The 15,826-nt window shown below is 49.3% G+C and carries 12 protein-coding genes and 2 pseudogenes; 3 read left to right on the top strand and 11 right to left on the bottom strand.

The genetic code is table 11. The features are described 5' to 3' along the window. Positions 1-834 (bottom strand): annotated as a pseudogene (locus tag L696_RS0127400) (N-acyl-D-glucosamine 2-epimerase); the annotation flags it as partial. Between the two features lie 193 nt (positions 835-1,027). On the opposite strand from L696_RS0127400, the pseudogene L696_RS0127405 reads away from it, so the two are divergent. After that, positions 1,028-1,189, top strand: a pseudogene (locus L696_RS0127405) (SDR family NAD(P)-dependent oxidoreductase); the annotation flags it as partial. Positions 1,190-1,197: 8 nt separating this feature from the next. Here the strand turns inward: L696_RS0127405 and L696_RS0127410 are convergent. Then, positions 1,198-2,004, bottom strand: a complete 807-nt coding sequence (locus L696_RS0127410; RefSeq protein ID WP_025686490.1) for a YwaF family protein — start codon at positions 2,002-2,004, stop codon at positions 1,198-1,200. 102 nt (positions 2,005-2,106) lie between these two features. Here L696_RS0127410 and L696_RS0127415 point away from each other — a divergent pair, with 102 nt between their 5' ends. After that, complete coding sequence (locus L696_RS0127415; protein ID WP_025686491.1) at positions 2,107-2,319, top strand: hypothetical protein; 213 nt, start codon at positions 2,107-2,109, stop codon at positions 2,317-2,319. Positions 2,320-2,398: 79 nt separating this feature from the next. Here the strand turns inward: L696_RS0127415 and L696_RS0127420 are convergent, their stop codons facing one another. From L696_RS0127420 to L696_RS0127450, 7 genes are all read right to left on the bottom strand, one after another. Next, positions 2,399-3,670: a methyl-accepting chemotaxis protein gene (locus tag L696_RS0127420; RefSeq protein ID WP_025686492.1), complete on the bottom strand. Its 1,272-nt coding sequence runs from the start codon at positions 3,668-3,670 to the stop codon at positions 2,399-2,401. Between the two features lie 261 nt (positions 3,671-3,931). Further along, positions 3,932-5,275: a hemolysin family protein gene (locus L696_RS0127425; RefSeq protein ID WP_025686493.1), complete on the bottom strand. Its 1,344-nt coding sequence runs from the start codon at positions 5,273-5,275 to the stop codon at positions 3,932-3,934. Between the two features lie 140 nt (positions 5,276-5,415). Beyond that, positions 5,416-6,075: an SGNH/GDSL hydrolase family protein gene (locus tag L696_RS0127430; RefSeq protein WP_025686494.1), complete on the bottom strand. Its 660-nt coding sequence runs from the start codon at positions 6,073-6,075 to the stop codon at positions 5,416-5,418. Positions 6,076-6,256: 181 nt separating this feature from the next. Then, the gene (locus L696_RS0127435; protein ID WP_025686495.1) at positions 6,257-7,174 is read right to left on the bottom strand and encodes a PD-(D/E)XK nuclease family protein; all 918 of its coding nucleotides are present in this window, start codon (positions 7,172-7,174) and stop codon (positions 6,257-6,259) included. Positions 7,175-7,339: 165 nt separating this feature from the next. After that, entirely contained in the window at positions 7,340-8,635 is a 1,296-nt protein-coding gene (locus L696_RS0127440) for a galactokinase (RefSeq protein ID WP_025686496.1), read from the bottom strand. 295 nt (positions 8,636-8,930) lie between these two features. Beyond that, the gene (locus tag L696_RS0127445) at positions 8,931-10,454 is read right to left on the bottom strand and encodes a copper amine oxidase N-terminal domain-containing protein (protein ID WP_025686497.1); all 1,524 of its coding nucleotides are present in this window, start codon (positions 10,452-10,454) and stop codon (positions 8,931-8,933) included. Positions 10,455-10,556: 102 nt separating this feature from the next. Next, positions 10,557-12,221 (bottom strand): PucR family transcriptional regulator, encoded by a 1,665-nt coding sequence (locus L696_RS0127450; protein ID WP_025686498.1) that lies wholly within the window; start codon positions 12,219-12,221, stop codon positions 10,557-10,559. A gap of 314 nt (positions 12,222-12,535) precedes the next feature. Between L696_RS0127450 and ald the strand changes: the two genes are divergently transcribed. Further along, positions 12,536-13,666 (top strand): alanine dehydrogenase, encoded by a 1,131-nt coding sequence (gene ald / locus L696_RS0127455; protein WP_025686499.1) that lies wholly within the window; start codon positions 12,536-12,538, stop codon positions 13,664-13,666. Positions 13,667-13,763: 97 nt separating this feature from the next. On the opposite strand, the gene L696_RS0127460 is transcribed toward ald, so the two are convergent. Then, positions 13,764-14,318: a mismatch-specific DNA-glycosylase gene (locus L696_RS0127460; protein ID WP_049827542.1), complete on the bottom strand. Its 555-nt coding sequence runs from the start codon at positions 14,316-14,318 to the stop codon at positions 13,764-13,766. A gap of 138 nt (positions 14,319-14,456) precedes the next feature. Further along, the gene (locus L696_RS0127465) at positions 14,457-15,770 is read right to left on the bottom strand and encodes a beta propeller repeat protein (protein ID WP_025686501.1); all 1,314 of its coding nucleotides are present in this window, start codon (positions 15,768-15,770) and stop codon (positions 14,457-14,459) included. Positions 15,771-15,826 lie beyond the last annotated feature (56 nt).

Genomic DNA, 15,826 nt, shown 5'->3' on the forward strand with positions numbered 1-15,826 from the left:
GAGCACATGCATATCCGGGGCTACGCACCCGATCATCGCTACCGCGTCCAGACCCTGCCATTCCCGTAGCTGGCCGGGAACATCGCCGCGGCCGTTCACGGCCAGCGACCACGTCGCCACGCAGATGTCCGGCCGGACATCACGCACGCCGCCTGCGCCGTTCACCAGCTCGCCGATCAGCGCGTTCACGGCGTCCACGCGCAGATCGACCCACTGCGCGTACAGCTTCGGGACCTTCCGGTAGTAATTTCGCGCATGCTTGTCGCGGAAATCCGGAATGTCCTCGCCGCTGCGCTCGCGGAAGGCCCGCCGGGCATGCGGCCCGATATCCCCGTACACTCCACTACGCAGCCCGTTCCATTCGGGAAAATAAGGCTCCGCCACCTCGAACCCGTCGAACGGAATGTCGGTGACCAGCCGGGCAGCGGCTTTCTTTTTCCACTCTACATACTCCTGTGCAAAATGCGAAAGCCGCTGAAACCCGTCATTCGGTTCGCGCAGCAGTTCCATGCGCCATCCCTTCCACTCCGGCGGTAACTGTGACACGCCAAAGGAACCATTGCCAAGCACCATCGCCCATACCGCGATTCCCCTGCGTTGAAAGGCGGCAACGAGCGCCCCATCTACTTCATTTTCACGCACAACAAAATAATGAACGGTCTGGTAGCCTGCAAGGGCGATTTCATCGGCTATACTGTCCCGCGAACGGTTCGCATAATAGGGAAATAACGGATCTATTTGAATACTGGGGCCGCTCAGCGCCCACGGCTTTATTTTTCCGGTCAGTGCTATAGATTCTGTTGGTTGTGTCCCGTCATTTCTGTTATAGCTCAATTGAATCCACCTCCGTTACCCGTCTTCTTCGCTATATGCTCCTGCTGGTTCGCCTATGTTACCATACTTCGCAAATTCCGTGAAATGCAGACTTACAGACGGAAATGCAGCACATACTGCTTCACCATCAGCAATCAGAGGTATTGGAAAAACGAGTCAGGTTAGCTTATGAGCGGATAAGGAGGAATAGTCAATGGCAGAGCAGAGATTACAAGGAAAGATAGCGGTGGTCAGTGGTGGTGGTTCAGGCATCGGCAAGGCACCCGCGACTCGGTTTGCAGAGCAAGGTGCCAAAGTGGTTATGCTGGATCGCACGCCCAAGCACGCAGAGGAAACGAAAGCAGCCATTGAACAGATGCCTTCTCAGGACGGTGTTTTCTCCGTGCTATGATCTTCCCCAAGACGTTCAGCTCTGTGCACAGCCTTTTTGCGAAAGCGGGCATACAGCCTGCCTCCAGGGAGCACCTCGAACAGCAACATCATAAGAGAAAAGAATAACAGCGCAATGACCTCTTCTGCCAGAATATACAGCGGATACGGTCCCAAAACATCCAATATCGACGGTGTCGACGGCTTTCCGGCAAGAAACATATAGTTTGCTCCGAGTACATCATCTACGAGCCACACGATCAGTGCCAAACTATTGAGAAAAAGCATCGCTCCCCCAACGCCCTTCCACGTCGGTTTCAGCCCTTCGATCCACGTCATGTACAAGGCAGCCCATATAATAGCACTATGAGCCACAAAAAAATGAATAAAACGATAGTGCGGAAAAGCGTACGCCAAATTAGGTGTAAGTACCGCTTGAAGCGCTCCCCCAATTCCGGCAAAAAGGTTGATCGGATACAGCCAGCGACTGCGGAAAATCAGCATCACAATCGACAGCAGCAGCGTCACACTGCACAGCTCCAGCGGCAATGACGTCTGAGCATTCCAAATGTGCTGCGTCACATACCAAATATTCAGAGTCACCTCGGACAGAATAAGTATGGTAACCAGGAACCAGCGAATACACTCGCTTAACGGCCTATGCGACCGAATCAGGCCCCGAGTCAGCCAAAGCAGTAAAGCACTTAAAATAAGCCCTAGTACAGTCAGCACATGTGAGGAAGTAAAAGCCTCGAATTCTTCCGGCGCAGCGGCATCGAACCATGACCACGACTTGTCCATCGAAAGCCCCCTTTATCCTTTTACTCTTTCTCTGCATCCTATTTTATACCAAAAAAACAAATGTGTTATGATAAAAGATATCATATTCAAAGGAGACCCCTCATGCCCATTAATCGCCGTTTGATCACAGATCAGGATTTCACCGAGGCGTTGGAACGTCATCTTCGTGTCCGCATATTTCAGGATGACCAGTTGATTGGTTCGGGCGGAGTCATTATCCGTTTTGACGATCAAACCATAGTCGTGCAATCCAGTGTCAGTGATCTGGCCTACCATCCCAGAAAACAATGTGAGTTTTTCGAAATTAAAAAATAGCCGCTACACACCGGAGAACCATTTTGCTTCGTTTTCCGGTGTATAGCGGCTACATTTGCTTTTTCTGACACGTTACGTTCTACAGCTGCATTCCACGAGTTTTCATCATGAGCTTGTTCGTAAGCACTTTCAAGTCCTCGGAAGAAGACGAAATTTCCTGCATAATAGCCGTTTCCTCATGAGCGGCTGTATAAATCTTGTGCGCACCTTCCGAGAAGGCCCCTGACATTTGCTGAATACGATGGATCTGCTCGAAGGTTTGATCTACCCGATTCGTCTGCTCCGTCACAGCTTCTTCCATTAAACGAATACCTTCAACAAATTCACGCACAATCGAGTTCAAACGACTCAACGTCTGATCCACCGAGCTTGTCCGTTCCGCCTCAGTGCTGACCAGTGATGTTTGCTGGTGCATTAATTGTACCGTTTCTACAATTTGCGACTGCACACGGCTAACGATCGCATTGATTTGCTGTACCGATTCCGTACTTTGTGAAGCCAACGCGCGAATCTGGTGAGCAACTACGGCAAACCCGTTACCTTCTTCTCCTGCACGTGCGGCTTCAATGGAGGCGTTCAACGCCAGCAAATGAGTTTGTTCCGCGATATCCTTGACGGTGCTTGTAATCGCTTCAATTTGTGAAGCTTCCTTTTCCAGTCGTGCAATGACCTGCTGCGAACGACTATGCGAAGCAGTCAGCTCCCCCATTCCCTCCATCAGGGATGAAAATACCGTCTGCGTCAAATCGACCGAATGCTCCATATGACCTGACAGTTCCAGCATATGGCCCGATTTGCTGCGCATCATTTTAAAATCGCCCAACATTCGATCCGCTGTTTCAATAGATTGGACAGACGCATCCCTTTGCTGCTCTACGCCCTCCAAAATATCCTCCACCACCGAAGTCATGGACTCAATCTGTGTCGTAGCCTGTACAATAGCCAAACTAAGGTTTTCCGCATTTTGTGAAGTCGCTCTTGAGCTATACGATATCTCGTTAAACATATCCTTGATATTCAGCATCATGCGCCGGAATGCATCATAGAGCACCTTGATTTCGTCATCTGAACGACGATCCGGAATGACAACGGACAGATTCCCCGCCGAGGCTTCCTCAGCCGCCTTTGCCAATCTGACAATCGGCCGTGTGAGTAATTTTGAGATCAACCAGCCCAAAATGCCACTCCACAGGACACCCAATAAGAGAATGATCGAAGTGTACACCCATTCTTGTGCACCTTGAGCAAGCCAGTCCTTGAGTACAAAAATAAAAAAAGCGCTTGTTCCATAGGTTATTGCGGAAATTGCGACAAATGCAGTAACCATTTTCGTACCTAGTGACATCTTCATGTACTCTAGCCCACCCCAAAAAACTTAAATTTGATTCCATTTTACCATATAATTGCTACAATTCTAGTAGTATTTTTCACAGACAACCGTATTTATGAGCATAAAGATAGAGAGACTTTAGGCCCTTCACCTTAACAGCCCAAAATAACATGTAACAGGCATCAGCGTGCATCAAAAAGAGGGACGAACCGCACTGCTGCTTGCTTTACAGGCCATTCGTCATATTTTAAACCATTGATTTGCAGGCACTCAATCATTCCATCATTTGGAATTATTGTCATTTCCCTGTTCACCAGTTGTTTTTTTGACTGCTTCAATTGTGTCTATTTGGTGACTGTTTTTTTCCAGTACGGTAAACTCCCATGAGCCTATGGTCATACTCTCTCCCTGTCGGATATCAAAATGCTCTGAAAGCATCCAGCCGCCAATCGTATATACGTCCCCGGCCTCAATATCCGTCTCCAAACGCCGATTGACTTCATGAATGAGCGCTTGCGATTTGAGTATGTAACGATGATCGTCTGTTTTTGTAATGAGAGGGGTTAGCGCTGCAGGCGTTTCGGTATCAGTATAGGAAGGAATATCCCCTACTATCTCCTCCATAATATCCTCCAGTGTGACCAGTCCGGATGTGCCGCCATATTCGTCCACCAGCACCGCCACGGGAATACGTCGCTTTTGCATCTGAATCAGCAGGTCCCGGGCCTGAATGGTTTCAATCACCTGAAGCACCGGATGAATATAGGAAGCCATCGTGGTATTCCCTGTGCTGTGCCCTCGGGCCAAATCATGCAGCGCTTCCTTCACACGGATCATCCCGATAATACGATCCCGATCCCCGTTTTCCGCTACAGGCAGAAAATTATAGACCTTGTCCTCGATCAGCTCCATAAACTCTGCCACCGTTGCCAGATGAGAAATGGAGCGGATATGGATACGCGGTACCATAATCTCTTGCGCCGCACAGTCGTCAAAATCAAACACATTGTTCAGATAGCGGTATTCTGTCGGTGTAATTTCACCACTGCGGTATCCTTCGGATAATGCCAATCGTAGCTCTGCCTCACTGAGAGCCGCATCTTCCTCGGAAACCTTTTTCAGCCCGAAAAGTCCCGTAATGACACGCGAGGAACGGCTGAGTACCCAGTTCAGTGGATACGTCATTTTATAGAAGATCGTAATGGGACGGGCAAAAAACAAAGCCATCGGCTCCGCAATCTGTATAGCGAATGTTTTGGGAACCAGCTCCCCGATAACCACCTCAAAATACGTCAAAATTAGAAAAGCCAGCAAGAAGGATAATACTCCCGTGAGTCCAGCCGGAATATGCGTCAGCACAAACAGCGGATGCAATAGCTTTTCAACCGTAGACTCCCCGAGCCAGCCTAACGCCATCGAGGTTAACGTGGTCCCTAGCTGACAAGCGGATAAATACTCATCCAGACGGGACAAAATATTTTTGACAGCTTTGGCATTTTTGTTCCCTTCGGATGCAAGCTGATTGATACGGGATATCCGCACGCGAATAATGGAATACTCGGATGCAACGAAAAACGCAGTTAACGCAATCAGTAAAATGACCAGTATGATATTCACAGTTTCCACAGCCCTCTCTTGCCCCGCCATACGAAGCAAGAAGCACCCCCTTATGACGTTCATTTTTGGATGGACAGATCCTATAAGTCATTATGTCCATAATCGTGTATTACCCAAAAATGACAAGGAGTAGACTATGGTTGACCCTGTTAGCGAATCGCCAGCGGACTCTTTTGCACGATATCTATCCATTGATCCGCTATCAACTGGTGCCCAACCGCTGTGGGATGTACCCCGTCATGCAGCCAATAGGAGGCGTCCGCCTTGGTAGCGGCTTCGTTCAGCAGGCTTTGGAACGGCACAAATACGGCCCCAAATTCGTCAGCAAGCTGACGCACAAGACGCTGATAGCTCGTTATTTTTTCCTGCCAAATGTCCCATCGTGCCTCGGTAGCTCCTGTTTTCAAAATAAACGGCTCACACAGCACCAGCCCGGTATCGGGCAGCACTTCACACGTTTCCTCCAAAATGTGGCGATAGGCTCGTTCAAATCGGTCCGTCACCCCGGACGGCTCCTGCTCCACGATCCGCCAGGCATCGTTCACGCCGATCAGAATACTGAGCAGGTCCGGCTTCAGGCTAAACGTGTCCTCATTCCAGCGTGCATACAAATCCGAAACCCGATCCCCCGAAATCCCCCGGTTCACAAATTCTGGCTGCGTAGCAGTCAAACGGCTCCCCAATGCACCTGCGATCAGATACACATAGCTCTGACCCAGCCAATGGTTCGCGTCCTCATTCCGTCCTCTTCCTCCATCTGTTATGGAATCCCCCTGAAAAAGAATACGTACGTGCTCTGTACTCGTCATCTTCCTTATATCCCCCTTCGAATTTTCCAATAATATCCTTATCATACCTCGTATTCTCCAAATTAGAAAGCGGTTTCAATAAATAGAAGAATGTCAGATTTGCAACATAGTTATTGCTATAAACAAAAGAAAGACGCTCCTACATATGAATAGAGTGTCTTCCTTATAACGTAGTCAAATCTTACACCGCGCGGTGCTTGCATACCTCTCGAAAATTACAGCCGCCGCACGCTCTGCGGGAAGGCATCGGGGTGAAAAAGGACTCTGGTTTCGGTCTGTTATAGTAATCGTCATCAAGACAGGACTTCATTTCCTCGATATATCGCCCGACATTGGCAGCGACCTTGTCGATATCCTCCTGCGTGGGACGGTACACCTCATGTTCTCCCGTCATTAGATACTCCACACGCACCTCGATCTTCTCCAAGGGAAGCTGGTAATGCTCCTGCACATAGGAAGCGTACAAAAATAACTGGTCGGAGAAGTCGCCTTCCTTGCCTGTCTTCCAATCTACGATAACCATGTCTCCATTACCTCTACGGTAGAGCAAATCCATTTTGACATAGACCTTCGTCTCGTGAAGCAGCATCGTATCCCACTTCTCGATTTCAACAATTCGAGCCTCAGCCTGCTGCAACTCACGCCAAACGGCGGTACGGTACAGATTGTGTACCACCGCATACTGTCGCTCCTTAATGCGGGCAATTCGTTCCGACAGCACTTCGTCATCATAATAAATTTCAGCGAGCATGATGCGATTTTTGGGGTCTTGCAGCCATAGCTCACGTTGCAGCGATTCCTTGTAGCTGTCATTGAGCATGTTCTTCATCGCTGTCTCCAGGTACGCCGGACGTGGAACAGCACCTTTTTCCACCCAACCACGTATGACCGATTCACACATTTGATGTGTAATATTCCCAAATAAAATATATAAGTTGCTCAGCTGCTTGAGCCGATACAACGTAACCTGCTCTTCACTGCCCTGTGCAGGGTTCCAGCCGTTATGCGAGCCGTAATAATGGTAATAGTATTTGCGTAGGCATTCATCGAACGTTTGGGCCCTCGATTGTGAATAGGACCAGGACGGGTACATAGCCATGAATAGGCCCTCCTTCGTTAGAACTTCCATGCTCTATTATACCGCAAGCCTGGACTGCATCGTCCAAAAAGAATGAAGACTTTAACCCATAGGTTAAAGTCTTCATTGGTCTAGTATAGTCAATTCGCAATGACTCCTGAGATCCGTACAACTCTGGCTTCCTTTTCAATCCTTCGTTGTCGCATGAATCAAATCACTTACATTAACGGCACCCTGCTCACGGACATTGACAACGAGTACAGGAGTTCCCAGCATTCCGCTGATCCACGTCTTATAATCATCAACACGATCATTGGGAAGAATCGTCAAGATAACTCCAGCAAAGCCACCACCATGTACCCTGCATGCGCTGTCATCTATTGATTTCATATACATTTCCGTTAATGCAAGCGCAACCGATACGTCCTGTTCCCGGTCAACCCCACTTCTATATACGTTTTGAAGCCATTTCCATGAAGAATTACCGGACTCGGTGACAAGCCTCAAGAAATCAGAAAAACGTCCCTCCTCCAGCGACTTCACCTGTTCATCTACACGCTTATTTTCTTCAAAAAAATGCAACGCACGCAATACTGCACGATCTCCTGCTTTTTCCCTGACCATTTTGAGGTTGGCATACAGATCCTCTGGCGATAAGTCACGGCATACGGAAGCACCTAAGGACTGAGCCACTGCACGCATTTCGTTGGGTACCGCCGCGTAATCGTCCGTTAAATCCGCATGATCTCCGCCCGTATTTACGATAACCAGGGAATATCCATTCTGTTGAAAATCCCAGTGAACCGGATTGATGATCGGTTCCTTGGGGTTTACAAAATCAATGGCAACCAATCCCCCATATGCGCAAGCCATTTGGTCAAGCAGACCCGACGGCTTGTTCCAGTAGCGATTTTCCGCGTACTGGCCGATTTTGGACTTGGCGACAGCATCCAATGCTCCCTCATTATAAAAATGACTGATGATCGTGCATATCAGCATTTCAAACGAAGCGGAAGAGCTTAAGCCTGAAGCAGAGAACACATTGCTTGATATATAAGCCTGGAATCCTCCGATGCGATAGCCGTGTTCAAGCAGTCCAGCGGCAATACCACGGACCAACAGCATCGTACCGTCATCCTCCGGTCGTGGTGACAAGTCATTTAAATCAATGACGTATTTCGTTTGGTAGCCTTCGGAAAAGAACGTAATTACAGGCTCCTCCACTTTAGCAGCTACAGCGATGGTATCCAGTGTAATACTGCCTGCCAGCACCTTCCCGTGATTGTGGTCTGTATGATTCCCCCCAATTTCGCACCGCCCCGGAGCACTAAATAATTCAATGTCCCCGACACCAAAATGCTCCCGGTACGCCTGTAGAAGGGATTGATATCGCGTCGTTTGCTCTGCAACCTGCTGTTGACCATACATTCGGGCGAGTACATTTTGTCCCTCACTAGAATTCAATAGTTCCATATCTTTCATCGTATATCCCCCTATTGTAGGTGATTTCCACTGTGGCGCCTGACCGCAAATATATAATGGCGAAACAACACTATGATTATCTCAATTTTTTCTGTACAAAAGTAGGGTATTTTTTTAACCTGTAAGCGCTTATTTAAACCGCTTCTGTGAGAATGTTTCCTTACTTTACCCCGGATCGGACACGTAAGGATATGCAAAAAAAGAACCGACCCTTGAACGGGCCGGTTCCTGTGTCTATACCTGCATATTCCATGCACCAGCGGTGCAGTTGGACACAGATATGTGGAATGTCTTTTTAGTCACGTTTCAGGACATACTCACCATCACTGTTACGAGTTACTGTGGCACCAAGCGCTTCGGCAACCGATTTGAAAGGAACATACAGCGTACCATATTCATCTGCATATGGTGCTTGTGGCAGCGTTAATGTGCTTCCTTCCAGTACAGCCTGTTTGGAACCGCTTTTCAGCTGGATGGTCTTACCTGTAATATCATCCACAACTGTAATTTGCTTGGCTGCTGCATCCCATTTTAATTCGGAACCCAGTTCATACGTCAGCTCACGCAGTGGAATGAAGGCCGTACCTTTACGATTCACCAGCACATAATAATCATCATTAGGATCGAAAGTGGTTTCTACTTTTGTAATTTTCAAATCATTTTTTAAAATATTGTAGATCGGAGAGTTTGCTTCAAAATTGCGAAGTGTCGCTCCTGGCGTAAGTTCCGCTTGTTTATTCAGGTCGATAACACCATTGGAGATATCTACCTTGTCGGCTGTTACACTACCGTTTACGTTCCAGGATTGAACTTCCGTAACAATCGAGAAGGACTTCACTGGAAGACTATCTACTTCTGGCAAAGCAACCGTCAGGTCTGACAGTGATTTGCGAACATTTCCTTTTTCATCAAAATACATATCGGTTTTCAGAACCGTGTTGGAACTCAGAACCGTTTTGATTTCAGGAGATTGTGCATATAAAGTGCTTACGCCTGTATCATATTGAGCAACGGCCAGATCCAAATACTTTTTAACTTCGGTATAAGCCTCATTGACCAGTTTTTCCTTGTTCGTGTTCAGTTCGCTTGTGAATTGATCAGCACCATCAACATTCATGCTGGAAGCAATATTTTTAGTGAAATCAATTGCTTGCCCGATCAGTTCCTTCAAGCCAGCCTCGTCCTTCGCCAGATTGGTCAGGAACGGTTTCACCAATGTAACCAGCTCATCGCCACGAAGTTCAGCATGCAACCGAGTCAGCTTCACTTTGTCCTTCTCCCCATAAACTTCCTCGGTTACAGACGTTGCAGAGATGGTCGAAGGGTTAGGAGCATGCTTGAGTACAAGTGCTGCGGCTGTTTTCGTCAGATCTCTTACATCCTTGGAGTATACATAAGGATCAAATCCGGCAGGCAGACCACTCAAACTCTCCTGCGAGTTCAAAGATATGTAATAAGGTTTTTTGGCACCTTCCAGTTGAATAGCCACACCTTGGCGGTCCAAAGCAATTTCAAACGGCAAATTATATTTGTCGATGTGCAATGTACCCTTGGCGGAAGCGAGTTCCTCCGATTGTACCTTGGCCTCATCCACTGTTACGGAAATAGAATTGATTAAATCAACAATTTCCTGATCTCCTTGCGTAATACCTTCTTTTGGAGTCAATTTAAGAGAGATTTTCTCCGTTGTCTGCTGGGATTTCACATCAAGTGTTCCCAATAAATTTTTACTTACATCAAATCCGCCTACTGCCTGGCAACCTGTCAAAGCTACCATTAGCAGAATAAGAGGGACGGCGATCCATTTTTTTATATTCATATTAATCCCCTTTCAAAGATATAACCGTTATTTCTTCTATTATCTCAGTGTTAACACGCATTGTAAATGAGTAGATTGGAAAATAGAAGTAGTCATTTAGGATCATTTTTCGGCCTGTAGCATCCGGTGAGCCAGCAATGCCATCTCCAGACAACGACGTTTATCCGGGTCTGGCAGATTTCCTCCTATGATCTCGTTAATTTTGTCCAGCCGATTGTAGAGCGTTTGCCTGTGAATGTACAGGATTCCAGCAGTGTCTCGTTTGGAGCCATGGCATTGAAAATAGGCATCCAGCGTATCCAGAAGCTGCATATGGTGCTCACGATCATGCGCAAGCAGCCCGCCCAAATGGTCCTGCACAAACCCTTGTAAAAAGGGTGTGCGGGGTACGGCTTTCAACAATTGATAGATTCCGATACTGTCGTAAAAAAGTCGATCTCTCATGGCCGAAACGCTTCGCGCCACCTCAATAACCTGATAAGCCTCTTCAAAACTACGGCCTGCTTCGGTCATCCGGTACCTTACTTTGCCGAAACCTGCATGAATGCGCACCTTGTCAAGCTGCCCTGCGGCATAGTTCTGAATATATTGTACGGTATGGGCAAGCACTTTTTTCATTTGCGCCGCGGAACGCAGGGTCAATTCCTCCTTGGCGCAAAGAATGTAGCACTGGTTACCCTTCATCATGAGCAGGTTGTGCAGCGTCTCCTTTTTCAGCAAAGAACGGAGTAGTACCAATATATCCTGGTTAATGGACTCCTTGCGCACCTGACTGGCTTCCTTATCCTGATGCTCCACCTCAATAACGCCGGCCCAAAATAAATACTGTCCCTTGGACAGCAGACGCAGCCCCATCCGGGTCTGAGCCTGTTCCTCGCTGGGAAGCTGTCCGTTCAGCATATCCTGAATCAATTCATTCTGATTGCGTAACAATCGGTCTTCGAGGAACTGAGTTCTCAGCACCAGCGTAGCGGCTGCTTTGGCTGTGTAGTCAAGCAGTAGCGATAGTTCTTCTGTCGGCGTTTCGCCATGCAGCACCAGGCCTACAGCGGAAAACACCTGCCCGAAGCAGACAACCGGTTGAAACAAGACGGCGGTGGATTCATTAAGATGGAACAGCAAGTGACCCTCCCGGTCAGACGTCATGCTGGATTCCACCTCATTGGCATAAAAATTCGCAATGCGGTCAGCCACATCAGGCTGGATGGAAGGCACGAACCGATTGGTATCAATGGAAGACATGTAGATGACCTGTCGGGCGGCATAATCATGAAGTACTCGTAAAAGAGCACTCATATCCGTGCTGCGCAGCGTCTCCTGCTGAAGCTGGCGCGAGAAACGCTCCAGATCTTTCAGTAGTTCGTGGTGGCGGTTAATAAGCAGGGAATGAATATCTTGCGTGATTTCAACAAAGCGTACCGGCTGTTCAAATACGATGACCGGAAAATGATGACGTTCCGCCAGCTCCAGAATTTCCGGCGGAATCTCATGGATGCTCGTACCCAGCTCCACGCATAGTCCTGCGGCTTCGGAACGGATCAACTGCTCCATATACTCAGCGCGTTCCTCCTCCTCTCGGGTTAGCCACAGGCCGGTCGTCAAAATCAGGTCATGACGACTCACAAAGGGGGTTACGTTTGTGATTTCCAGCACATGGACCCAGCCGACCCGGTGACTCGTGCCCTGCTCCCCGGCCGCCAGCTTGGCCCGCCGGAATACCGGACGTTCCAGCACATCCGCAATGGTAAAGGTTTTTTTACCGTTCATCGGAATTCTCCTTATGTATATGTCTTAATGTCATTTTATATGACGCCTATTCATCAAAAAGTCGAGCCTTGAAGACAGATAATCCGACAAAATGTATGATGTCAAGGAGCTTTCCCACTTGTAAACTGTACCTAATCTAACATGAATTGCATTTATCAGCTTGAGTCCATTTAACTAATTGGCAGGCTGTATAACAAGGATCATGCAATTTTTGAATCCGTTTGGTGCAGCAAATAGCAACATTGCAGCACAGCTGCCCTAAAGAATAATTATTTGCCGCTGGATAACGATTATTTTCAGGAGAGGTGAACAAAATGAATATTGGAATTCCGAAAGAGATTAAAAACAATGAAAATCGTGTCTCCTTGACACCTGCCGGTGCAGCTCAGATGATCCAGCACGGACATCACGTGTTTGTGGAAAGTCATGCAGGGGTTGAAAGTGGCTTTACGGATGGAGATTATGCCACGGCGGGTGCAACGATTGTGCAGCACGCAGCTGATGTGTGGTCTCAGGCGGATCTGATTATCAAGGTGAAGGAGCCGTTATCCGCAGAATACGGATATTTTCGGCAAGGATTGATTTTGTTCACTTATCTCCATTTGGCTGCTGAGCCGGCACTGGCACGGGCTCTGATGGTCAACGGCGTAACTGCCATCTCTTATGAAACCATAGATGTCGGGGGAAGCCTTCCGTTGCTTACCCCGATGAGCGAGGTCGCAGGTCGAATGGCTGTGCAAATCGGGGCACAGCTGCTGGAAAAACCGAAGGGCGGCAAAGGCATCCTGCTGGCAGGCGTGCCGGGAGTCAAGCGCGGCAAAGTGACCATTATTGGCGGCGGGGTCGTCGGCACGAATGCTGCCAAGGTCGCTATCGGCCTCGGGGCAGATGTGACGCTGATCGACCTGAGCCTGCATCGGCTGCGCCAGCTGGACGATATTTTCGGCAACCAGCTTCATACGCTGGTGTCCACACCATCCAACATTGCCGAAGCCGTAGCGCAGAGCGATTTGCTGATCGGTGCTGTCCTGATCACTGGAGCCAAAGCTCCTCGTCTCGTAACGGAGGCTATGGTGCAGACGATGCAGCCCGGTTCTGTGATTGTGGATGTCGCTATCGACCAGGGTGGTATTGTCGGGACGATAGACCACATCACGACACATGATCAGCCAACCTATGTGAAGCATGGCGTCATTCACTATGCCGTGGCGAACATGCCGGGCGCAGTCCCGCAAACCTCGACGCTTGCTCTGACAAATGCGACGCTTCCCTTTGCCCTCCAGCTTGCGGATCAGGGCGTGCAGGAGGCTCTTCGCAGAAGCAAACCCCTGCTCAGCGGCACAAATGTCCTGAACGGTCATATCACCTACGAGGCGGTAGCCCGTGATCTGGGATATCCTTACGTTCCGGTAGATCAGGCGTGGCAGGCAAAAACCTTAAAATAGAGTCTGCGGTAGTTCAAAGAACCACACGTTCTTCCCCTCAGGGCATGAACTGTGTGGTTCTTTTTCTTCTAGCTGAATCCCTTGTTCTCGCTGCATATCAGACGATTTCTGCCGTCAGAAACGTCTGGAGACGGCGGTAAATATCTGTGATCTCTTCCAGCGACATGCGAACCAGTCCGCTGGACGAAGGGGCTACAAATTCATGCATCTCAGGGATCAGCGGTTCGGGCTGGAATCCCCAATCTGCTTTGGATTTTTTACTGTATTCGGTATATACACCTTTGCCGACAAAGCAGGCTACCTTGGGACGGTATTCCTTTAGCTTGGCATGTAGCTTCAGACGTCCTTCGGCGTATTCCTCGCGCGCAATATCCTCCACTCCCCTCGTGGGCCGGGAAACAATGTTCGTAAAACCGTAGCCAAGCTTGAGCAGCTCCCCATCCTCCGATGGATCGTACAAGCGAGGAGTCAAACCCGCTCCCTCCAGTATGCGCCAAAAGCGGTTGCGCGGGTTCGCATAATGATGCCCCACTTCGCCTGATTTCAAGCTGGGATTGAAGCCAATAAATACGACAGATAATCCGTAATCCAGATGATCATCTATCTCATGCAGCTCTGCCTTGGTTCCTGTTCCTTTTTCTCTCTCTGCCATGGCACACCCCTCCCTCGTCCGATTCAGAGGCACTTCACGGCCATCAGCCCATATGATTGCACTCTTCTTCTGTTGGCTCATGTCTTCTCCCTCCTTACTATATCTGCTAAGGACTTATCTGCTAAGGACTACATCTGCTCAGAAACCAGATGCCGCAGGCTTGTCAAAGACATGGCTCTGCGTCCAATGCTGTCCACCATCCGAGGTGGTATACATTACCGGAGCCTTCTCTGAATCCGAAAAAATAGCCCAGCCTTCCTTGGCATTGGCCATCCCGATTTGCTGGTTGCCATAGCCGTCAAAGCTTTGCTTGCCGTTGTTCCACGTCTTGCCTCCATCATTCGTCCAGCCAATGGTATTAGGCTTGTCGCACGGTGCGCAATAGCCGCCCATCAACGCGGTGCTGCTGTTTACTGCATAGAGCATACCCGGTGCCGTCCCTTCATTCTTGGGAACCTGATTGTCTTGCTGGCTAATGCCGGGAGCCGGACCTGCGCCAGCGGTGGCATTGGCCAACACAGCACGCCAGCTTTGGCCGCTATCGGCGGTATGCCAGAGCGAATATGAGGTCTGATTCATGCCCGTATCCCCGACCAGCTCAATCCATGCGTTTCCGCGTTCTACCGAACGAATGATTACACCGTTCAGAGGGGCCTCGGATTTCCGGGACAAAACGGTGGTCCACTTCTGGCCGCCATTCGTTGTGTGTAAGATACCGAACGAGCCCTCTTTGCTCTGCGTTACCGCCCAACCGTTTTGCTGATCATGATAGTATGGTTGTCCAACGGTGTGAGCAGGTACGGGAAGCGCGGACCAGGTTTGACCCCCGTCCTTCGTATATTGGTTTCCGCTGAATCCTTCCTTGGACGATACAAAGTGCAAAAAGCCCGCTTGTCCTTGCTTCGGCACCGTCCCGGTGCTTTCCCAGCGCTTGCCTCCATCCTGAGTCGCCAGCAGCGTTCCACTGTCTGCCATGACGGCCCATGCCTGCTGCCCATTCAAGGCAAAAATTTGCTGCACTGTCCCTTGACCCTGATATTGCACATCCCATGCCGCTCCGGCTGAACCGGATGTGCCTGTACCTGTCCGGGCAATCCAGCCCTTCCCGCCGATCCAGCCGGATTTAGCGTCGATCAGGCGCAGCGCGGTAACATCGTCCATGCGAACCTTCGCCGCATTCGCATCTGTGGACGCTTGTCCACCCGCCGCCGTGTCTGTACCGCCAGTTGTGGCATTTTTTCCGTCAGAAGCGGTCTGCTGTCCCTGTGCATCTACAGCGGCTCCCGAAGCACCCGGTTGCACGGAAGCGGAACCCTTTTGTCCATCCTGAACGGTTTGTCCGTTCTGCTCTTTCTGTCCGGTCTGTCCTGCTTGTGTTGTATCTGCTCCACAACCTGCTGTCATGATGGATACGGCGAGCAAAAGCGCCCATGCCGATAATTTTTTCTTCATTTTCGTTCATCCCCTTACTGTGTTAGTACAATGCTACACGGGTATGTAACAGCAGC

The organism is Paenibacillus maysiensis (genome assembly GCF_000520815.1).
Lineage (GTDB): Bacteria > Bacillota > Bacilli > Paenibacillales > Paenibacillaceae > Paenibacillus > Paenibacillus maysiensis.

Excerpts from the sequence above, each read along its gene's own strand:
- L696_RS0127410 (WP_025686490.1), bottom strand. The coding sequence starts at position 2,004 with ATGGACAAGTCGTGGTCATGGTTCGATGCCGCTGCGCCGGAAGAATTC.
- L696_RS0127415 (WP_025686491.1), top strand. The coding sequence starts at position 2,107 with ATGCCCATTAATCGCCGTTTGATCACAGATCAGGATTTCACCGAGGCG.
- L696_RS0127420 (WP_025686492.1), bottom strand. The coding sequence starts at position 3,670 with ATGAAGATGTCACTAGGTACGAAAATGGTTACTGCATTTGTCGCAATT.
- L696_RS0127430 (WP_025686494.1), bottom strand. The coding sequence starts at position 6,075 with ATGACGAGTACAGAGCACGTACGTATTCTTTTTCAGGGGGATTCCATA.
- L696_RS0127435 (WP_025686495.1), bottom strand. The coding sequence starts at position 7,174 with ATGGCTATGTACCCGTCCTGGTCCTATTCACAATCGAGGGCCCAAACG.
- L696_RS0127440 (WP_025686496.1), bottom strand. The coding sequence starts at position 8,635 with ATGAAAGATATGGAACTATTGAATTCTAGTGAGGGACAAAATGTACTC.
- L696_RS0127445 (WP_025686497.1), bottom strand. The coding sequence starts at position 10,454 with ATGAATATAAAAAAATGGATCGCCGTCCCTCTTATTCTGCTAATGGTA.
- L696_RS0127450 (WP_025686498.1), bottom strand. The coding sequence starts at position 12,221 with ATGAACGGTAAAAAAACCTTTACCATTGCGGATGTGCTGGAACGTCCG.
- ald (WP_025686499.1), top strand. The coding sequence starts at position 12,536 with ATGAATATTGGAATTCCGAAAGAGATTAAAAACAATGAAAATCGTGTC.
- L696_RS0127460 (WP_049827542.1), bottom strand. The coding sequence starts at position 14,318 with ATGGCAGAGAGAGAAAAAGGAACAGGAACCAAGGCAGAGCTGCATGAG.
- L696_RS0127465 (WP_025686501.1), bottom strand. The coding sequence starts at position 15,770 with ATGAAGAAAAAATTATCGGCATGGGCGCTTTTGCTCGCCGTATCCATC.